The sequence below is a fragment of the Rhodoferax ferrireducens genome (assembly GCF_031458075.1).
In the GTDB taxonomy this organism is placed as follows: Bacteria; Pseudomonadota; Gammaproteobacteria; order Burkholderiales; family Burkholderiaceae_C; genus Rhodoferax_B; species Rhodoferax_B ferrireducens_A.
The window spans coordinates 705,954-726,265 of the sequence record NZ_JAVDXT010000002.1 but is presented as its reverse complement, the minus strand read 5'-3'; the positions used below and the strand labels follow the sequence as shown (position 1 = coordinate 726,265).

The window sequence follows — 20,312 nt, the reverse complement described above, 5'->3', positions numbered from 1 at the left end:
GGCAGCGCCCGGCCAGGCTTATCTGGTAGCCTCAGGTGGATGTCTGCTCCGCCCCTGTCTGCCGCCCCCCTCGCCACCACCCCCACCAGCATGCCCTCCGGCCTGGTGGTGCTGTTTCTGGCGCTGATGCTGGGCATACAGCCCGTCACCACCGACCTGTATTTGCCCGCCCTGCCCAGCCTGACCGAGGGCTTTGGCGCCTCCATGGCCCAGGCCCAGCTGACCTTGACCAGCCTGCTGCTGGCGTTTGGCGCCTCGCAGCTGGTCTGGGGGCCGCTGTCCGACCGCTTCGGCCGCCGCCCCATCCTGCTCTGCGGCCTGGCGGTGTACACGCTGGCGGCGGTGGGCAGCGCGCTGGCGCCGTCGATGGCGCTGCTGGTGCTGTGGCGCACCCTGCAAGGCGCAGCCATGGGCGCGGTGGTGATGTGTGCGCGGGCGCTGGTGCGCGACCTGTACGCACCGGAAATCGGCGCCCGGGTGCTGTCCAAGGGCCTGTCGGGCCTGGGAGTGATTGCCTGCATCTGCGCACCGCTGGGCGGCCTGCTGTCGGACAACTTCAACTGGCAGGCCGCGCTGGTGGCGCTGGCGGTGTTCAGCGCAGCCACGCTGGCCCTGGTGGCGCTGCGCTTTGTGGAAACCGCGCCGCGCAAGAACCCGCGGGCGCTGCAGCCGCGCGTGCTGCTGGCGACCTGGCTGGTGATTCTGCGCAACCCCACCTTCTGGGCCTTTACGCTGCTGGCCACCGCCTCCTACGGCGTGCTGTTCACGGTGCTGGCATCGTCGTCCTTTGTGTTCATCCAGGTGCTGGCCCTGAGTAAGACCCAGTACGGCCTGGTGATGTTTTCCTTCAGCTTCGTCTACCTGCTGGGCACTTTTTTGTGCCGCCGCCTGCTGGCGCGCTTCGGCATCCGCCGCACGGTGGCGCTGGCGGCTGGCGTGTCGTTGTTGGGCGGCAGCCTGGTCGGCATATTCGGCCTGCTGGGCTGGCACACGCCAGCAGCCATCGTGCTGCCGTTCTGGCTGGTGGCGCTGGCCCACGGCGTACACCAGCCCTGCAGCCAGAGCGGCGCAGTCGGTCCGTTTCCGCAGGCTGCCGGTGCGGCGTCGGCGCTGAACGGCTTCAGCATGACCCTGGCGGCCTTTGGCATGGGCCGCTGGCTGGGCTGGCGCATGGACGGCACGGTGTTCCCGCTGAGCAACGGCGTCTGGTTCTGGAGCCTGTGCATCGCCATCGTCGGCTGGACGCTGGTGCAGAAATACGGTGAGGTGCGGCGATGAGCGCCTCGTCTCGCGCCCTGCCCCGTTGCATTGCGATTGCCGGCCCCACGGCCTCCGGCAAGACCGCCGCCGCGCTGGCGATTGCCCAGCGCCACCCGGTGGAAATCATCAGCGTCGATTCGGCCCTGGTCTACCGCGGCATGGACATAGGGACGGCCAAGCCCACGGCCGCCGAGCTGGCCGCCGCGCCGCACCATCTGATCAACATCCGCGACCCGCTGCAGGCCTATAGCGCGGCCGAGTTCGTGGCCGACGCCGAGCGCCTGCTGGCCGAGATCCACGCGCGCGGCAAGCTGCCGCTGCTGGTCGGCGGCACCATGCTGTATTTCAAGGCGCTGTTCGACGGCATCGATCCCATGCCCGGCGCCGACCCAGCCATCCGCGCCGCCATCGAAGCCGAGGCCGCCGTGCAAGGCTGGCCCGCCATGCATGCCCAGTTGGCCCAGGTAGACCCGCCCACCGCCGCCCGCCTGCAACCAATGGACACCCAGCGCATCCAGCGCGCACTGGAGGTGTACCGTGCATCCGGCCAGCCCTTGTCCAGCTTCCATGCTACAAAAGACATAGCTGCACGCGCAGACCGGATAAGCGCCACCACCCTTATTTCCTTAGAACCCGCCGACCGCGCCTGGCTGCACGCGCGCATCGCACTGCGCTTCGAGCAGATGCTGGCGGCTGGGTTCTTGGACGAAGTGGTCACCCTGCGCGCCCGCGGCGACCTGTACCCGGACCTGCCCAGCATGCGCTGCGTGGGCTACCGCCAGGCCTGGGAGGCATTGGACGGCACCCTGCCCATGGCCGAGCTGTGCGAACGCGGCATCTACGCCACCCGGCAGCTGGCCAAGCGCCAGATCACCTGGCTGCGCTCCATGCCGCAGCGCCAGGTCGTGGCCTGCGACGCGCCCGATGCGCTGCAGCAGGTGCTGGCCCTGGTGGATCGCATCGCATGAGCTTGGTCGTCGATGCCCTTGGCAAACGCTACGGCGACAGCACGGTGTTCAGCAATGTGTCGCTGCGCGTGGCGCCCGGCGAATTCGTGGCCATCGTCGGCGAATCGGGCGTGGGCAAGTCCACCCTGCTGAACTGCATGGCCGGGCTGGACAGCTGGGACAGCGGCAGCGTACACATCGCAGGCACCAACCTGGGCACGCTGGACAACGACGCCCGCGCGCTGCTGCGGCGCCAGCAGGTGGGCTTTGTGTTCCAGGCTTTCCACGTGCTGCCGCATCTGGACGTGGCGCAGAACGTGGCCCTGCCGCTGATGCTGCTGGGGCAACAAGACGACGCCCGGGTGCAAGACTTGCTGACCGAAGTGGGCCTGGGCGGCCTGGGCGCACGCCTGCCGCAGCAGCTCAGCGGCGGCCAGCTGCAGCGGGTGGCCATTGCCCGGGCCCTGGTGCACCGCCCGGCCCTGCTGCTGGCCGACGAGCCCACCGGCAATCTCGACCCGACCACCGCCGCCAAGGTGATGGACGCCTTGCTGGCCCAGACCCGGGCCCAGGGTGCGGCGCTGGTGCTGGTCACCCATTCGCAGGCGGCCGCCGCGCGGGCCGACCGCATACTGCAGCTGCGGGCCGACGGCATATTTGAATGATTCAGGCCACGCCAAAGCGACTTAACCCGCAGAGGGCAGGCCTGCTTTAAGCGCTGTCCGCTCCACCGCCTGGCTTGCGAAAGTAGCGCGCACAGCGCCACAAACCATACCCTAGCGACGCCGTGCCCAATGCCAAGCACCCCCAAGCATTCCAGGCGAAGGCCGTGGCGTAAGGCCCCGCGGCATATGCAACATATGGCTGGGCACCACGTGAGCGCACGACAATATGCCCGCTGCTCAAACCATCCAGGCTAAAAACCAATAGCGTGATGCCCACGATGAGCAAGGCTAGCGTCGCCATATGAACGCGGAAGGCGGACTTCGGAGGGGACTCAAACATAGACTCTCCTTTTTTGGCTACTTGGCATCTGTTCGTGCTTGAAGCTCGGGGCATCTTAAAACGTGTTCATGCCGAACACCTCGCCAGCGCATATAAATACTTCACCATTAGCTACTATTTATATAGCAAATCCAGTTTGCACTAGAAAGTCGTTTCGGCGTTCAAACTCTGCCGTGCGGGCAAGTAGACGCAGAAGATAGCGCCGCCTTCGGCGTTGTTGTCGGCCTGGATACTGCCGCCGTGGGCGTCGATGATCTTCTTGCAGATCGCCAGGCCCAGGCCGGTGCCGCCCGATCCGTCCTTGCTGCTGCTGGACTGCACAAAGGCTTCGAAGATCTTCTCCAGCTCGCCCGTGGGAATGCCTGTGCCCTGGTCGCGCACGCTGATGCAGATACGCCGGTCCTCGGTGATGTGGCCTTGCACCCTGATCTCGCCGCCGGCGGGCGACACCTTGATGGCGTTGGCCGCAATATTGCGCACCACCTGCTGGAAGCGCACCGGGTCCACCTTGGCGATCAGCGGCTGCTTGCCCAGCACGCAGGCCAGCTGGATGTGCTTGGCGTCGAGCAGCGGGCTGAGCTCGTGCAGCACGCTCTGCACCAGGCCGCGCAGGTCGGCCCGCTCCAGCGTGATGGCGCCGACCGAGCTTTCGATCTTGGCCACGTCCAGCAAATCGTTCACCAGCGCCAGCATGCGCGCGCCCGAGGCATGGATGTCGGTGAACATAGACTGCAGCTTGGGCTGCTCGCGGCCGCGCAGCATGCCCAGCTCGGAAAATCCGAGTATGGATTGCAGCGGCGTGCGCAGCTCGTGGCTGATGTTGGCAATGAACTCGGACTTGGCGCGCGACGACTCCTCGGCGGCCGCGCGCGCATCGTCGATGGCCCGTTCGGCGGCGCGGAACTCGCTCACGTCCATCATGCTGCTGAGCAGGCTGGCACCGAACTCTTCGCCCGGCACCAGCACCTTGGTCACCACCACGTCGCGGCGCGAGCCGTCGCGGTGCTTGAGCTTGAGCTCGTAACGCAGCGTGCCGCCGCTGCGCCACAGCTGGGCATCGGCCTGGGCATGCTGCTCGGCATCGGCCTCGGACATGAAGGCCGTGCCGCGCTGGCCTATCACCTGCTCGCGCGGGATGCCCATGAAGTCTTCCCAGGCGCGGTTCACGCTGGTGTATTGGCCGCGCGAATTGATGGTGGCCACCGGCGCCGGGCTGATCTCCAGCAGCGAGGCAACGAAGGCCAGCTGGTGCTGCAAGGCCTGCTGGGCCGCAAAGCGCTCGGTCACGTCCACCGCGCTGCCCGCAAAGCCGACGATGGCGCCGCTGTCACCGGTATCGCGCAAGGGCACCACAGTGACGTCAAAGCGGTGCAGCGCGCCATCCACCGCCCGCAGATGCGCGGTCGCCATCCGCACGCCGGCACCGTTCTGCGGCGCAAACAGATGGGCTACCGCTTCAAAGTCGGCCGGCTCGACGAAGGCAGCCAACGCCTTGCCCAGCGCCTGCTCCACCGGCTGGCCGCGCAAAGCCTCCCAGCGCTCATTGACAAAGGTCATCGCGCCCTGCGGGTCGGTACGGAAGATCAGCTCCTGCACGCTTTTCAGCAGTACCCGCAGCTCGCGCTCGCGGCGCACCAGGTCCAGCCGGGCGGCAGTGAGCTTGGCGTTCGCGGCTTCACGGGCCAGCAGGCTGCGCCGCACGGAAAAGGTAACGAACAGAATGAACACCACGGTACACGCGGCCGCCGCGGCAAACCAGCGCATCGACGCAAACCAGCGCCACAGGCTGTCGGCATAGGGCTGCTCGACCAGCACCACCAGCGGCCGGGACTTGGACAAGCGGAACGCCACCACCTGCCGGGCCGGCCGCACCCCCTCGCCCACGTAGCTCGCGTGCTCGGTCTTGGGCAGGTAGCGGCTGAACACCGGGTGCTGCGCCACCGTGGCGCCGGGCGGCAGCGCGTCCGGGCCGCTGCTGGCCAGCACATTGCCCTGGTAGCCCAGCAGGTAGGCGGCGTTCTTGTCGTTGTTCAGGGTGAACAACTGGAAGTTGGAAAAGTAGTCGGGATTCAGCAAGGCCACCAGGATGAAGTTCTGCCCGGCCCGGGAGCGGAACGCCCGGGTGAACGGAATAAAGCCCAGGCCGGCCGTGGTCTTGCCGGGCGTGGCCTGGTCGGCCAATGACGCCAGGCTGCGCCCGGCCTGGAAGGCCCCCAGCGCCTCCTGGCCGGCGGCCAGATCCGTGGGCAGCCGGCCCGGCGCAATCCGCAGGCCGATCTCGTTGGCCGAAGAACTGGACAGCACCAGGCCCGAGGTATCCAGCACGCTGAGTTCGCGCACAAACGGCAAGGCCACCAGCGCCTGCGCCAGCATGGCGTCGGAGCGCGCGAAGCCGCCCAGAATGTCGGCCCGCGCCAGGTCGGTGGACAGGTACTTCAAGGCCACCGACACCGTGCCCATCGAGCGGGTGACGTGGTCCTCCAGCACCCGGGCCTGCAGGTCGCCGCGCTCGCGGTCTTCGTCCAGCCGGACCTCGTATTCATGCCAGCCCAGCAGGCACAGTGCGCCCAGGGTCGCCAGGGTGAGCAGGATGCCGGTGGCCAAGGCCAGCGCGCTGGACACCCGGTTGTTCAGAACCTTGAAAGACGCAAGCCTGGGCATGGATCAGCGGCTAGCCGCGCAGCTCATTTGGGCACCACGATAGTCGACAGGCCATGGCGTTTGGCCGCCGCTTCCAGCCGGCCATCGCGCTGAACGCGCTCTACAAAAGCATCGATCTTCTTCCACCAGACATCGTCGCCCTGCTTGACCGCATAGCCGTAGGGCAGCACGCTGAAGGGCTTGGACGGCGAGATCAGCCGTGCCCAGTCGGCGTTGTCCAGCAGGCGCCGGCTGTACGGGTAGTCGGTCATGAACACATCGATACGGCCGGCTTCCAGCTCGCTTTCGCGGGTGGCCGGCGGCTTGACCACCACCAGCTGCGCGCGCTTCAGATGGGCCCGCATGATAGGTTCCATGAAGGTGCCGGCCTGCACCCCGACCAGCACGCCCGCCTGGTCGATATCGGACCACTGCTGCACCACCCGGCTGCTCTTGGTCGCCATGCCGTAGATATCGCTTTGCAGGTAGGGGCGCGAGAAGCGCAGCTGCTGCATGCGCTGCGGCAGCATGCCGACGGCGAACATCGCCACATCGCAGCGCTCGCTGTTCAGGTCGTCCACCAGGGTGGGAAATGAGGAGTCGACGTACTGCAGCTTGAGCTTCAGGTCGCGCGCCAACTCGGCCGACAGGTCGATATCCACGCCTTCGAGCTGCTGGGTATTCGGGTTGCGGTGGCTCACGCCGTAGTAGTCGGGCCAGACGCAGACCCGCAGCGTGCCGCTAGCCTGCACACGGTCGGCCAGCTTGCCGGCCCAGACCAGGCTGGACAGACCACACAGTACAAAAACCGTCAGCGCGCGGATCAGATGCATACAGATTCCTTCAATCGGCTTCGACCAGGTCATTGAATGTGGGATGGGTCTGGTTGACGCGCTCGCGCACCGCGATCAACACTTCAGCATTGGCCAAGAATACATCGACGATATGCGGATCGAAAGCAAAACCACGTTGCAAGGCCAGCATGCTGAGTGCGATATCGTCGGAAAACGCAGAACGGTAGCAGCGGTCCATAGTCAGCGCATCGAAGAAGTCGACCACCGCCACGATCCGGCCCGACAGCGGAATCGCCTCCCCGCTGAGCTGACTCGGGTAGCCCGACCCATCCCAGCGCTCGTGGTGTGACAAAGCCAGCTCGGCCGCCATCTGGAACAGCGGTATGCGTGAGCGGCCCAGCAGCTCGGCGCCCATGATCGGATGCTGGTTCATGGTGACGCGCTCTTCGGGCGAAAACGAACCCGGCTTCTTCAGCACATCGTCGGGGATGCCGATCTTGCCGATGTCGTGCATGGGTGCGGCCTTGCGCAGCATGCGCGCAGCTTCCTTGGGCTGCCCCAGCAGCAGGGCCAGCGCCTCCGACAAAAAACCGATGCGGATGATGTGCACGCCGGTGTCGTCGTCCTTCAGCTCGGCCGCCATCGCCAGCCGGAACAAGGCGTCGTGGTGGGCCCGGGCCACCTCTTCCAGCGCGTCATTGCGTTCGCGGTACATGCGGCCGAAGTCGGCCACCAGGCGTTCCATCTGCTGGCCTGCGGCTTCTGAAAAGCTGTTCCCACTATCGGGGATCAGCGATTGCTTGCTGTGGCGGGTCATGCTGGCTCCCATTGTTGTTCAACGACTTCCATCAGCTGCAAAGGGCTGAAGGGCTTGACCAGGTAAGCATCGGAGCCGGCCTGCAAGCCTGCCTCCAGGTCTTCGCTGCGGCCACGGGCGGTGAGCAGCAGGATGCGCGGCGGCTTGGCCTGGGCCTTCAGCATGCGGCATACCTGCAGGCCGTCGACGCTGCCCGGCATCATCACGTCCAGCAGCACCAGGTCGGGCTGCACCTGTTGCGCCATGAACAAGCCGCGCTCGCCGTCAGCCGCTTCAAAAATGTCATAGCTCTCGAACTCCAGGGTCATGCGGATCAGGCGGCGGATATCAGCATGGTCTTCGACAATCAGAATTTTTTTCATGAGACGTTCTTTGTATTAAAAATGATATTTAAATTGATAGATGTATCATATATTCACGCATCATATTTCAGAAGTGATGCATTTAACGAAATTTGATGTATTCGCTAAAATACCGCCATGCCCCACGACCCCACCCGGATACCCCCACCGCCCCCCGAAGACCACTACACCACCATCGAGGTCGCCCGCATGCTGGGGCTGGCCGTGCGTTCGGTGCAGCTCATGGTGGACCGGGGCGAGCTCGAAGCCTGGAAAACCCCGGGCGGGCACCGCCGCATATCGCGGCAATCGGTAGAGCGTTGGCGCAGCGGCGAACGCAGCGCCGCACCGGCCGTCGAGGCACCCGCCGCGGGCACAGCCGATGTGGCCAGCGCCATCGCCCGCCACGGCCGCATGGCCGGCCCGGTCAAGCTGCTGCTGATCGAAGACTCGATGCACTTCCAGAACCTGGTCTCGCTGCTGGTGCGGCGCCAGTTCCCCACGGTGGAGCTGCAAACCGCCAGCGACGGCATTGCCGGCCTGATCATGGCCGGCCAGTTCCAGCCCGATGTGCTGATGGTCGACCTGCTGCTGCCGGGCATAGACGGCGCCACCCTGTTGGCCGGCCTGCGTGCCCACCCGCTGTTCGGCAAGCTGCAGGTGATCGTCATCACCTCGCTGAGCCCCAGCGAACTAGCCCCCTATACCTTTGCGCTGGACGGCGTGCCCGTGGTGCACAAACCCCAGCTGGTAGCCGACCTGCCGCCGCTGCTGGCCCAATGCCTGGAGCAGGTCGCGGGCAAAGGCCGCTGAATGGCACAGCCCCGCGTCCTGCTGGTGGAAGACGACGCCCTGCTGCGCCGCTTCGTCCGCATGGCGCTGGAAGAGCTGCCGATCGAACTGCTGGAATGCGAGAGCGTGGCCGGGGCGCTGGAGATACTCGGTGCCGCCCCGGTGCAGCTGATACTGACCGACCTGATGCTGCCCGGCGCCTCCGGCGTCGACCTGCTGCAAGAGCTGCAGCAATCGCCCTGCCTGCGGGGCCAGGCCAAGGTGGTGGTGCTCAGCGCCGGCCTGACGCAAGACACGCGGCAGCAGCTGGCGCCGCTGGGCGTGTGGCGGCTGCTGGAAAAACCGGTGTCCGTCGGCCTGCTGGAGCAGTGCGTGCAAGAAGCCCTGCAGGACGCCCCGGTGACGGCAACCCCAACAACACCGGTAGACCTCGCACTCGCCAGCGCCATCGACCAGTACTTCGCCGGCGATGCCGAGCTGTTCCAGCTGTACCGCGACAGCTGCCTGCTGCAATTGCCGCATGACATCGCCACCGGCGACCAGGCCAGCGAAGGCGGCGACCTGCCGGCCCTGCGCCGGGTGGCGCACAGCCTGAAGACCGTGTTGCTGACCCTGGGCGCACCCCAGCTGTCGGCCCAGGCGAGGGATCTGGAGCAGCTGTGCCACAGCGCCGCACCCGGCCCGGTCAGCCCGGCCCACAGCGGCTGGCTCACGCTGCGCGCCGCCCTGGCGCACTGGATAGATTTACAAAAAATCAGCCCCTAGCGCATATCCCATCTGCGCAAGCAGCTATTCATTGAATAGCAACCAGGCACGCCATGGGAATGCCTATGATCGCAGCCATGCAAGACCGCCGCGCGCCGCGTACCCCCACCCGCTCCGCCGTGCGCAGCCTGCTTGCCAGCTTCTCCTGGCAAGAGCTTGTCCACCACCCCTGGCGCAACGCTGCCGCCGTGGTGGCGGTGATGCTGGGAGTGGCGCTGGCGTTCTCTGTCCATCTGATCAATGCCTCGGCGCTCAGCGAATTCTCCAGCGCCGTCAGCGCCGCGGGCGGCCAGCCGGACCTGGAGCTGCGCGCTACCCAGGGCCAGTTTGACGAAGCCATCTACGCCCGCATCGCCGCCCACCCGGATGTGGCACTGGCCAGCCCGGTGCTGGAACTGTCCACCCTGGTGACCGGCCAGGACGGCCGCCGCCAGCTGCTGAAGCTGCTGGGCGTGGATGCACTGGTGGTGGCGGCCGTCGCCCCTGGCCTGATGCCGGTGCCAGACCAAAACGCCGAGCGCCTGGCCTTGCTGGCGCCCGACACGCTGTTCCTCAACCCCGCTGCGCAGCAACTGCTGGCCAGCCCCGTGCAGCTGCAAAACGGTCTGCGCTTGCGCGTGGCTGGCAGCGTGGGCGCCACCGGCCCGCCGCTGGCGGTGATGGACATAGGCGCAGCCCAGCAGGCCTTTGGCCGGCTCGGCCAGCTGTCGCGCATCGACCTGCGGCTGCGCAGCGGAGTGGACCGCACGGCCTTCGTCCAGGCGCTGGACCTGCCACCTGGCATCACCGCTGCCGAGCCCGGCGATGCCGCCCAACGCATCAGCAATTTGTCGCGCGCCTACCGGGTGAACCTGACGGTGCTGGCCCTGGTGGCGTTGTTCACCGGGGCTTTTTTGGTGTTCTCGGTGCTGTCGCTGAGCGTGGCCAAACGGGCCCAGCAGTTTGCGCTGCTGGGCGTGCTGGGCCTGACCGGGCGCGAGCGGCTGCAGCTGGTGCTGTGGGAATCATGGGTGCTGGGCAGCATCGGCAGCCTGGCCGGAATTGCGCTGGGCACAGGGCTGGCTGCCCTGGCGCTGCGCCTGCTGGGCGGGGATCTGGGTGGCGGCTACTTCGCCGGCGTGGCGCCGCGGCTGCAGTGGGACGGCCTGGCGGCTGTGGTGTACGGCGCGCTCGGCGTGGCCGCAGCCCTGGTGGGCGGCTGGTGGCCGGCACGGGCCGCGCAGCGCCTGCCGCCCGCCCAAACCCTGAAAGGCCTGGGTGCCGACCTGGGCCGCGGCCACCGCCACGGGCTGAGCCTGGCGCTGGTGCTGCTGGGTGTGTTGCTGGCGCTGGCGCCGCCGGTGTTCGGCATACCGCTGGGCGCCTATCTGTCGGTGGCCTTGCTGCTGGTCGGCGGCATCACCGCCCTGCCCTGGCTGATCGCCGCGCTGTACGACCGCCTCGCGCCCCTGCTCGCGCACCGGCTGCTGCCCATGCTGGCGATTGAGCGCGCGCGCCGGGTCAGGCAGAGCGCGGCGGTGGCCGTCAGCGGCGTGGTCGCTTCGCTGAGCCTGGCCGTGGCACTGACGGTGATGGTGGCCAGCTTCCGCGACTCCATGGTGCAGTGGCTGGACGTGGTGTTGCCCGCCGACCTGTATGTGCGCACCGCGACGGCCAGCGCCGGCAACGACGCACAAACCTTGCCGCCCAGCCTGGTACAGGCCGTAGCGCAGTTACCCGGCGTGCAGCGCGTGGCCACCCAGCGCACGCGCGCCCTGCTGCTGGACCCGGGCAAGCCCAGCGTGACCCTGATCGCCCGGCAGATCGGCGACCCGGCGCGCAGCCTGCCGCTGGTGGGCACGGCGCTGCCGGTGCCGCCCGGCCAGATCGCCATCTATGTGAGCGAGCCCATGGTCGACCTGTACGGCGCCAAGCCCGGCACCACGTTCACCCCGCTTTTGAAGACTTTTGAGGCTCTGCCGCAGGCAGCACCTGCGCCACCAGCTACTTTTTTTGTAGCAGGCGTGTGGCGCGACTATGCGCGGCAGTTTGGTGCCATCAGCCTGGAGCAGGCCGACTTTGTGCGCCTGACCGGCGATACATCGGTGAACGACCTGGCGCTGTGGCTAGGCAGCGGCGCGCGTGAAGACCAGGTGCAGCGGGCCATCCGCGCCCTCAGCGATGCGCCGCTAGAGTTCTCGTCAGTCAGCCAGATCCGCGCCACGTCCCTGAAGATTTTTGACCGCAGCTTTGCCGTGACCTACTGGCTGCAGGCGGTGGCGATTGCCATCGGCCTGTTTGGCGTAGCCGCCAGCTTCAGCGCCCAGGTGCTGGCGCGGCGCAAGGAATTTGGCCTGCTCGCCCACCTGGGGCTGACGCAGCGGCAGATCCTGGCGGTCGTGGCCGGTGAAGGCGCGGCCTGGACGCTGATCGGCTCGGTCGCCGGCCTGGCGCTAGGCTTGGCCGTGTCCATGGTGCTGGTGTTTGTGGTGAACCCGCAGAGCTTCCACTGGACCATGGACCTGCACCTGCCCTGGCCCCGCCTGCTGGCCCTGTGCGCCGCCGTGGTGCTGGCCGGCACCGTAACCGCCTGGCTGGCCGGCCGCGCCGCCGCCGGCCACGACGCGGTGCTGGCGGTGAAGGAGGACTGGTGATGCAGCGCCGCGATTGGCTGGTGCTGGCCATGGCCAGCCTGGGCGGCCCGGCGTTCGCCCTGCCCCCGGCTGCTATGCAGTTCCCACGCGACCTGGGCAGCCACCCGGACTTCGGCACAGAGTGGTGGTACATCACCGGGCGGGCAGTGTCGGGCAGTCGCGAATTCGGCTTCCAGCTGACCTTCTTCCGCAGCCGCGTGGAAGCCACGCAGGCGATGAGCTCGCGCTTCGCCGCCAAGCAGCTGCTGTTTGCCCATGCGGCCATCACCGACGTGCAGGGTAAGAAACTCTGGCACGACCAGCGCATCACCCGCGCCGGTTTTGGCATTGCCGAAGCCAGCGAGACCGACACAGCCGTGCGCCTGCGCGACTGGTCGCTGGTCCGCACCGCCGACCAGTACCTCGCCGAACTGCCAGCGCAAGATTTCGGCCTGCACCTGCAGCTGGCACCGACACAGCCACTGCTGCTGCAAGGCAGCCAAGGCCTGTCTCGCAAAGGCCCGCAGCCCGACCAGGCCAGCTACTACGTGAGCCAGCCGCAACTGGCCGCCAGCGGCCATTTGCAGCTGCAAGGCCAACGCTTCGAGATCAACCCCGACACCAGCCGCGCCTGGCTGGACCACGAGTGGAGCCAAGCCTATCTGGCGCCCGAGGCCGCCGGTTGGGACTGGCTGGGCATGAACCTGCAAGACGGCAGCGCTCTCACCGCCTTCCGCATCCGCCGCAAGGACGGCGGCACGCTGTGGGACGGCGGCTCGTTCCGTACCGCGCAAGGCGTGCTGACCATCTTCCAGCCCGGCGAGCTGCGCTTCACCCCGGGGCGTACCTGGACCAGTCCGGCGAACCAGGCGCGCTACCCGGTCGAATGGGCGCTAAATACACCGATGGGTCGGTTCAATGTGCAGGCCGTGCTGGACAACCAGGAGCTGGACAGCCGGCAGTCCACGGGTGCCGTGTACTGGGAAGGCCTGAGCCGACTGCTAGACGCGCAGGGGCGGCTGGTGGGGCATGGGTATCTGGAAATGACGGGGTATGCGGAGGCGTTGCGGATGTGAAGGTGGGGGTTATCTGCGGAGTACTGCAGCGGCTTCGGTGTTTGTTGCTGCTTTTAATGGAGCAAACTACGCATGTGACACAAATTGCAATGCATTTTTTTACGGTTAGAGTTGCTGACTGAAGCCGCAGTGTTTGTGGTATGTATCACGTAGGCCTTCTCATGAAATGGTTCCTCAGCATCGTCGCCGGTCTCATCGCTGCACTCGCTTTCCTAGTTGCGGCGAACCTCGATCGCATTTCTGAGTTCAAGGCGTCCAAGGCCGGAATCGAAGCGAAAACACGAGAGGTCGTTGCTCGAGCGGAGACTGCGGTCGAAGAGTTGCGCATCCTCGCCGAGCAACTGGGCCAGCTATCACTTTCTCTCGTAAAGCGTCAAGGAAGAATCGGTGGCTACTCGGACGACGAGCAGGAATCAGTTAAAGCCTCCATCCTTGACACTATGCGTAAGGTCGGGGTTCCTGAAAGCACGTTTCCCGCCGTTCTTAAGGACTGGCATCGCTTCACTGAGTTCGACTATGCACACTACATTCTTGGTGGCAATCTTGTTCCTCAAGGGGCCGAACCGAAGGTAACGGAAGAGTGGAAGCAGCTGCGCCGTCACGGCATCAGCAACTTGCCGGTTCCGGCAGAGGTTCGCGAGTTCCTCGCCAAGCACGGCTACCTCGCTCCGAAGGTTGAGGAACTGCTTCAAGACTACGAGCACTACCGAAAGCAGCGCACACATCGGCGCCCTGCAGTCTGGAGAGATCGCCAGAACTGGCACGTAACGAGCGGAAAGGCCTAACCAGTAATGTTAGATCGCGCTTGACCTAATGGTTCGTCGCGAACGTGCAGCATCACGATGCTGCCTGCCAGACTACGCCAACGTTAGCCGTCTTCGAATGCCCACAAGCAACCATTCCCAGTTAGTAGAGGTTACCCGAGCGATGGACGAGTCACCTTGGCAAGGTTTCCTAGTCGCCGAGAGTGACTGCTTCGTCGTTCTTCACCGCGTCGGTGATCGATTCGACTTAGACGGCTACTGCGCATTCCGCCGCATAGATATAGTCTCGATCGCCGAGTCTTTTGAGAAGCAGGATCTTATTCAGCGAGCCCTGCGCCTAAATGGGCAAGACCCGATGATCCCGAAACGCATTGATTGCACTTCAACGCGAAGCCTCATGGAGTCCGCTCAAGAGGAATTCGGCGTACTAGTCATAGAGCGGGAGAAGGTTCAACCCGACGAGGTTCAGGTTGGTACTATCCGAATGACATCGGAAGACACATATGTCTTGCGATGGCTGAGCGTGAACGCCGAGTGGGAGAACGATGATCGTCCGTTTCGCTACAAAGACATTACGAAGCTGGAGTTCGGGGCAGGCTATGAGCAAACGCTTTTGGCGGTTGCTCGGTCCCGTGAACGTGACGGCTAACCCTTCCTGCTAACAGACCTACTTACGGCCGCCCACTAAAGTCAAACGCCAGATCACGGACTCGTACATCGCACATGTTCAATAGTCTCCGGTTTCCCTCCTCCGTGTTTTTTGCCGCAAGCTTCCTCGGCTTGCTTCTGCTTTACTACGCCATCGGAGGCAACAGCTGGCCTCTCGTGCTAAGCGCACTTGCCTACGGTTTCGTCTTGGGTTTCGCCATCCAATCATGCCTACGACAGCCGCTGCCGAAGCGAAGAGTAGCTGTGGCTTCGTTCTGCGGATCGTTTGTGCTTTGGCTCCCAGTGGTCCTGGTCAGCTATGGCTTTGCATTAGCGGCAACACCAGTCTTTCTGGCATATTCAGCCGCGGTAGTGACTGGCTTGCACCTGGCGTCGCTACGCCGAAGCGACGCAGCCTAACCCTCAAGACCCCCACTCCCATGATCAAGTCCGTCGCTGGCGTCGCCATCCTCCCCAAGCATCGTCTTTCATGCCACTGCGGCGCCGTCGTGCTCGAACTGGACCTACCGGACGGCATCGTCAATCCGCGCCGATGTGACTGTTCGATCTGCCGCAGAAAAGGCGCGATCGTCGCCTCGGTACCTCTGTCTGGCATCACCGTCATCCAAGGCGGCGAGGCGCTGAAGCTCTACCAGTTCAACACAAAGGTCGCCAAGCATTACTTCTGCGCACACTGCGGCATCTACACGCACCACCAGCGCAGGTCTTTCCCGGACCAGTACGGCTACAACGTCGGTTGCTTGGAGGGCGTGAATCCATTCGCATTGGAGCCCGTACCGCTCAATGACGGTGTCAATCACCCAGCGGATCGCCAAGGCTAGCCCCTAGCGCCGATGAAATAGGTGGAGGCAGCTATCAACCTAGCTCAAGCCTCACCCAGCACCGCCGGCCCACTGGGCGCGGGCGTCTCCCGCAGAAATGCAAACACCACCGCCGCCGTCAGAACTGTCATCCCCGCCAGCCCGTACAGCAGATGGTTGAAAGCCAGGCCGTAGACCTGCAGCAGCGTCTCGGCGCTGAGTCCGGGCAGCAAGGCCAGGGCTTGCGCCAAGCCGCCGGTGGCCAGGCTTTGCGCAGCCTGCGACACCGTGCCCTCGGCCACGCCGGGCGCCGCCAGCGCCAGGCCCCGCCCCACCAGAGTCGCCAGCACCGCACCGACGACCGCCAAAGCCAAGCCCTCGCCGGCGACCCGCACCGTGCCGAAGATGCCGGTGGCCATGCCTGCGCGCTCGCGCGGCACGACGCTGACGGCCAAGCCGTCCATCAGCCCCCAGGGCAGGCTGATGCCGCTGCCGATCAGCAACAGCGGCCAAGCCAGCGCGGTTGCAGGTGTACCCGGTACACAGCGGCCCAGCCACAGCAGGCCGACCGCGCACACCAGCAGGCCGCTGCCGCACAGCGCAGCAGCTGAGAACCAGCGCGTCAGATACGCGGCCAGCAGTGGTAGCACCAGCAGCGGAGCCGACAAGGCCAGCAGCGCCTGCCCGGCCTCGGCTGCGCCATAGCCTTCCACGCCCACCAATCGCAGCGGCAGCAACACCAACAGCACCACGTAGGCATAGGCCGGCGCGGCGGCCAGGCACTGCACGCCGACAAAGCGCGGATAGCGGAACAGGCCCAGGTCCAGCATAGGCCGCGCCACCCGCCGCTCGACGGCTATAAAAGCCGCGAGCAGCAGCGCCGACACAGCAAAGGCCGCGAGGCTCCGGGCACTGCCCCAGCCCCATACCGGCGCCTGCAACACCGCAAAGGTGAACACCGCCAGCGCACTGGTGAAGGTGGCCGCGCCCGGCAGATCCAGCCCGGCGGCTTGCGGGTCGCGTGACTCGCGCATGCACAGCGCCCCGATGACAGCAGCCAGCCCGCCTACAACGGCCAGCAGCAGGCCGAAGCTGCGCCAGCCCTGGGCTTCGATCAGCCACCCGACCAGCAGCGGGCCAAACGCCAGGCCGACGCCGAAGGTGGTACCGAGCAGGCTGAAGGCGCGGGTGCGGGCGGCGCCGTCAAACGCCTGTGCCAGTGCCGCCGTACCACCGGCAAATGCGGCTGCCGCGCCCAGGCCCTGCAGCAGGCGCAGCAGGTCCAGCCAGACGATGCCGGGGGCGAACCCCCAGGCCAGCGAGGCCAGCACAAACAGCAGCAACCCGCCGAGAAACACCCGCTTGCGCCCATGCGCATCGCCCAGTGCGCCGCAAGCCATCAGGCAGGCTCCAAAAGCCAGCATGAAGGCATTTGTCACCCAGTTCAGCTGCACTGGGCTACCGCCCAGCGACTGGTGGATGGCCGACAAAGCCAGCGCCGGCCCGGTAAAGGCCAGCGGCATGGCCAAGGCCGCCAGGCAGACGCTGACCAGCAGCGCGATACGCTGGCGCCGGGAGATGTACAAAACAGAAGCAGAAGCCATGGTGGTCCATTGGAATAATCAGATGGCCATGGTATTGACGCTGCAATCATTGATAAAGTGGCCTAAGCTCTGCTCTTTACGGACTGAAAGTTGTGAATGGCCGAAGACAGCTTCGACAATCTGGTGGGGCTTACCTCGTTTGTGCGCGCGGCCGACGCGCGCAGCTATGTCGCCGCGGGGCGGCTGCTGGGCATTTCGGCCTCGGCCGTGGGCAAGAACGTGGCCAGGCTGGAAGTGCAGCTGGGCGTGCGCCTGTTCCACCGCAGCACCCGCCACATCCGGCTCACCGCCGAGGGCGAAATCTTCTGTGAACGGGCGCGCCGCATCCTGGACGATCTGGCCGATGCGCGGGCCATGATGCAGCAGTCGGCCCAGGCGCCGCAGGGCCGCTTGCGGGTCAGCCTGCCGGTGATCGGCTACCGTTTTCTGCTGCCGCACCTGCCCGAATTCAGCCAGCGCTACCCGGCCATCGAGCTGGAACTGGACTTCAACGACCACCTGGTCGATGTGATTGAAGACGGCGTGGATGTCGCCATCCGCAGCGGTGCGCTGGCCGACTCTGGGCTGCTGGCGCGCCGGCTCGGGCCGTTTAGATTGATGCTGCTGGCTGCACCGGCCTACCTGGCGCAGCGCGGCACACCGGCCACGCCGCATGATTTGGCCGGCCATGCCTGCCTGCGTTTCAGATTCCCGACCAGCGGCAAGCTGCAGGAATGGGTGCTGCAGCCCGACACCGTACTGCCAGCGCCGAGCACGCTGGTCTGCAACAACATGGAGGCGATGCGCGAGGCCTGCATCGCCGGCCTGGGCATTGCCTACATGCCCGACTTTCTGGCCCGCGACGCGCTGCGCAGTGGCGCACTCAGCCCGGTGCTCGCGCAATGCGGCGACCTGGGCGGCCAGTTCTGGATGCTCTGGCCGGCCAGCCGCCAGCTCTCGCCCAAGCTGCGGGCGTTTGTGGACTTCATGGCGCCACGCTTGTTGGCAGCAGCAGACTAGAAGCGGTAGGTGGCGCTGAGCACTGCGGTGCGGCGCGCGCCGTACCAGCAGTCGCCGCGCGACAGGCAGATGGTGTTGTAGACCTTGTCGGTAAGGTTGTTTACGTTCAAGGCATAGCGCCAGTGCTGCTGGTCCCAGGACAGCATCGCGTCGACCAAGGTGATGGCGGGTGTGGCGGGGGCCGCGCCGTCGCGGAAGGCGCTCAGGTAGCGAACGCCCGCGCCCACCGCCAGCCCTTCTATGCCTGCGAGCGCAAAGCGGTACTTGCCCCAAGCCTTGGCCTGATTGCGCGAAGTCTGGGTCAGCTGCTTGTCCACATCGGTGTAGGTGTAGCTGGTCATGGCATCCACATTGCGGGTGACGGCGGCCTTCCACTCCAGTTCCAGGCCCTTGTTCTGGGTGCTGCCGACCTGGATGGTGTTGTCGGCCCGGGTGGGGTCGACGGTGGACTGGTTCTTCTCCTTCAGCTGGTAGACCGATGCGGTGAACTGCGTGCTGCTGTTGGCCGGCATGTATTTCACCCCGGCTTCAATCTGCTCGCCACGCAAGGGCTTGAAGCGCGCGCCGTAGACATTGGTGCCAGCCACCGGCGTAAAGGATTCGCTGTAGCTCAGGTACGGCGACCAGCCATTGGGCAGCAGGTACATCAGGCCCAGGCGCTTGGTGGTGGCCCGGCTGTGCTCGTCTGCCGTGCCTTGCACGCCGTTGGTCACGCGGTCATGGCGCAAACCGGCCACCACGATCCAGTCTTGCGCGATCTTCATCTGGTCCTGCAGATACAGGCCGGCCTGGCGCTGGCTGGAATGCAGGCTTTCGCCCAGCACGACGGGTGTGGCGAGGCCATAGACCGGCGCGTAGGCATCTATGGTGTCGTAAGAGTCGCCCGAGCGCTTGTCGTTGCGGTAGCGGGTCAGGTCCAGCCCGGTCAGCAGGGTGTGCTGTACCGCGCCGGTCTGCAGATGGCCCTCCAGGTGCTGGTCGATGGTAGCGATGTGTACCTTGGTTTGCGTATGGTCGCCGTAGCGCCCGATGATGCGTTGGTTCACCGGGTCGTCATACCAGCCGCCAGGCAGGCTGAAGGAGTTGGCATAGTGGGTCAGGTAGTCCACCTTGTTCTCCGCATAACGGAAGTTCTGCCGCAGCGTCCACTGGTCGTTGAACTGGTGCTCGAACAGGTAGCCCAGGCTATTGCGGTCGGTATCGTAGTGGTCGCCCGGCTCGCCGATAAAGCGGCTGGTAGGAATCTGCCCATTCGGGTTGGCAGTGAGCATGCCGGCCCAGGGCAGGAACTGCGAGGTCGATCCGGTGCGGTCGTGTTGGGACAGGCCTTGCAAGGTGAGCGAGGTGACGGCATTCGGCTTCCAGGTCAGGCTGGGCGCCAGGAGCGTGCGGTCGTCCCCCACGTAGTCCACCTGCGTATCGGCGCGGCGCGCCACGGCCACCAGGCGGTAGAGCCACTCGCCATCGGCTGTCAGCGGACCGGTGATGTCGGCCTGTAGCTGCTTGCGACCATAGTTGCCCAGCTGCACGCCCACCTCGCCCTGGAATTCCGCCTGCGGCCGCTTGCTGACCAGGTTCAGCACCCCGGCCGTGCTGCCTTGGCCGTACAGCATGGCCGCCGGGCCACGCAGCACTTCGATGCGCTCCATGGTGTAGGGGTCGGGCCGCGCGGTGGAGGTGTAGTAATCGTTGGTCTGGCGCAGGCCGTCGATATAGGCATCGGCGGTGCTGCCGCGGATGTGGGCGTCATCGCTGCGCGAGTCGAGTCCATAGAGATCCGAACGCACACCTGCGGCGTACAGCAGCGCTTCTTGCAATGTGTTCGCGCCCTGGTCCACCATCTGGTCGCGTGTGACCACGGTGATGGATTGCGGGGTCTCAGACAGCGGGGTGTCGGTCTTGGTGGCGGTGCTGCTGCGTTTGGCCACATAGCCCAGCACCGGGCTGAAGGCGGTTTCCACATCGGCCGTGGCCGTGACGGTGACTGCGGAGAGCGTGGCTTCGGGTTTGGCCGCGGCCGCCTTGACCACCACGGCATGGCCCTCGGACACTGCCACCAAGCCGCTGTCGGCCAGCAGACGGTCCAGCGCTTGTTTAGCGCTCAAGCTGCCCGCCACTGCAGGCGCTTGCTTGCCCGCAACCAGTGCGGGCTGGACGATGATCTGCATACGGGTTTGCAAGGCCCAGTCGTTGAGCGCCTGGCCCAGTGGTTTGGCCTCGATGCGGATAGCCAAGGGAGTGCCATCCAGTGCGCCCTGGCTGGATTGGGCATGGCCCGGTAGGCAAGCAAAAGCCAGAGCGATGGCGAACGCCAGCGGTGCCGGGTTCAAAGGGGAGCGAAGCATGGAAACGTCCTTCAACAACAAAAACAAATGGTTCTTGCTGGTGAAGACGGACAGGCCTGCGGATACCCTAGGTCAGCCCCCA

The 20,312-nt window shown here is 65.7% G+C and carries 17 protein-coding genes; 11 read left to right on the top strand and 6 right to left on the bottom strand.

Features of this window, described 5'->3' with window-relative positions:
* Positions 1-39: 39 nt before the first annotated feature.
* The 3 genes from J2X19_RS12405 to J2X19_RS12395 are packed head-to-tail and all read left to right on the top strand — an operon-like array spanning position 40 to position 2,872.
* On the top strand, positions 40-1,278 hold the full coding sequence (locus J2X19_RS12405) for a multidrug effflux MFS transporter (protein WP_116603530.1): 1,239 nt from the start codon (positions 40-42) through the stop codon (positions 1,276-1,278).
* Positions 1,275-2,228 carry a tRNA (adenosine(37)-N6)-dimethylallyltransferase MiaA gene (miaA, locus tag J2X19_RS12400; protein WP_310373475.1) on the top strand — a complete coding sequence of 318 codons (954 nt, stop codon included), beginning with the start codon at positions 1,275-1,277 and terminating at the stop codon, positions 2,226-2,228. The genes J2X19_RS12405 and miaA overlap by 4 nt, the downstream gene beginning before the upstream one ends.
* Complete coding sequence (locus tag J2X19_RS12395) at positions 2,225-2,872, top strand: ABC transporter ATP-binding protein (RefSeq protein WP_116603532.1); 648 nt, start codon at positions 2,225-2,227, stop codon at positions 2,870-2,872. The genes miaA and J2X19_RS12395 overlap by 4 nt, the downstream gene beginning before the upstream one ends.
* 481 nt (positions 2,873-3,353) lie before the next feature.
* Here J2X19_RS12395 and J2X19_RS12390 read toward each other — a convergent pair whose 3' ends face one another.
* From J2X19_RS12390 to J2X19_RS12375, 4 genes are read right to left on the bottom strand one after another with little or no spacing between them, the layout of a single operon-like run.
* The gene (locus J2X19_RS12390; RefSeq protein WP_310373472.1) at positions 3,354-5,873 is read right to left on the bottom strand and encodes a sensor histidine kinase; all 2,520 of its coding nucleotides are present in this window, start codon (positions 5,871-5,873) and stop codon (positions 3,354-3,356) included.
* A gap of 23 nt (positions 5,874-5,896) precedes the next feature.
* Positions 5,897-6,685: an ABC transporter substrate-binding protein gene (locus tag J2X19_RS12385; RefSeq protein ID WP_310373470.1), complete on the bottom strand. Its 789-nt coding sequence runs from the start codon at positions 6,683-6,685 to the stop codon at positions 5,897-5,899.
* Between the two features lie 10 nt (positions 6,686-6,695).
* Entirely contained in the window at positions 6,696-7,463 is a 768-nt protein-coding gene (locus tag J2X19_RS12380) for an HD-GYP domain-containing protein (RefSeq protein WP_310373468.1), read from the bottom strand.
* On the bottom strand, positions 7,460-7,825 hold the full coding sequence (locus J2X19_RS12375) for a response regulator transcription factor (RefSeq protein WP_116603535.1): 366 nt from the start codon (positions 7,823-7,825) through the stop codon (positions 7,460-7,462). Before J2X19_RS12375 ends, J2X19_RS12380 begins: the two co-directional genes overlap by 4 nt.
* A 117-nt stretch (positions 7,826-7,942) precedes the next feature.
* Between J2X19_RS12375 and J2X19_RS12370 the strand changes: the two genes are divergently transcribed.
* The 7 genes from J2X19_RS12370 (at position 7,943) to J2X19_RS12340 (ending at position 15,303) form a co-directional block, all read left to right on the top strand.
* On the top strand, positions 7,943-8,617 hold the full coding sequence (locus J2X19_RS12370) for a helix-turn-helix domain-containing protein (RefSeq protein WP_310373465.1): 675 nt from the start codon (positions 7,943-7,945) through the stop codon (positions 8,615-8,617).
* A complete protein-coding gene (locus J2X19_RS12365) occupies positions 8,618-9,361 on the top strand; it encodes an Hpt domain-containing response regulator (protein ID WP_310373463.1) in 744 nt (247 codons plus the stop codon). It begins immediately after the preceding gene.
* 65 nt (positions 9,362-9,426) lie between these two features.
* Positions 9,427-11,994: an FtsX-like permease family protein gene (locus tag J2X19_RS12360; RefSeq protein ID WP_310373462.1), complete on the top strand. Its 2,568-nt coding sequence runs from the start codon at positions 9,427-9,429 to the stop codon at positions 11,992-11,994.
* Positions 11,994-13,049, top strand: coding sequence for a lipocalin-like domain-containing protein (locus tag J2X19_RS12355; protein ID WP_310373460.1), 1,056 nt, complete (start codon positions 11,994-11,996; stop codon positions 13,047-13,049). The genes J2X19_RS12360 and J2X19_RS12355 overlap by 1 nt, the downstream gene beginning before the upstream one ends.
* A gap of 161 nt (positions 13,050-13,210) precedes the next feature.
* A complete protein-coding gene (locus J2X19_RS12350) occupies positions 13,211-13,834 on the top strand; it encodes a hypothetical protein (protein ID WP_310373458.1) in 624 nt (207 codons plus the stop codon).
* 142 nt (positions 13,835-13,976) lie between these two features.
* The gene (locus J2X19_RS12345) at positions 13,977-14,462 is read left to right on the top strand and encodes a hypothetical protein (protein ID WP_310373455.1); all 486 of its coding nucleotides are present in this window, start codon (positions 13,977-13,979) and stop codon (positions 14,460-14,462) included.
* Between the two features lie 439 nt (positions 14,463-14,901).
* Positions 14,902-15,303 (top strand): GFA family protein, encoded by a 402-nt coding sequence (locus J2X19_RS12340; RefSeq protein ID WP_116603541.1) that lies wholly within the window; start codon positions 14,902-14,904, stop codon positions 15,301-15,303.
* 44 nt (positions 15,304-15,347) lie between these two features.
* On the opposite strand, the gene J2X19_RS12335 is transcribed toward J2X19_RS12340, so the two are convergent.
* A complete protein-coding gene (locus J2X19_RS12335) occupies positions 15,348-16,886 on the bottom strand; it encodes an MFS transporter (protein ID WP_310373452.1) in 1,539 nt (512 codons plus the stop codon).
* A gap of 96 nt (positions 16,887-16,982) precedes the next feature.
* Between J2X19_RS12335 and J2X19_RS12330 the strand changes: the two genes are divergently transcribed.
* Positions 16,983-17,885: a LysR family transcriptional regulator gene (locus tag J2X19_RS12330; protein WP_310373450.1), complete on the top strand. Its 903-nt coding sequence runs from the start codon at positions 16,983-16,985 to the stop codon at positions 17,883-17,885.
* Here J2X19_RS12330 and J2X19_RS12325 read toward each other — a convergent pair.
* Complete coding sequence (locus J2X19_RS12325) at positions 17,882-20,230, bottom strand: TonB-dependent siderophore receptor (protein WP_310373448.1); 2,349 nt, start codon at positions 20,228-20,230, stop codon at positions 17,882-17,884. The two genes, J2X19_RS12330 and J2X19_RS12325, sit on opposite strands and share 4 nt — an antisense overlap.
* Positions 20,231-20,312 lie beyond the last annotated feature (82 nt).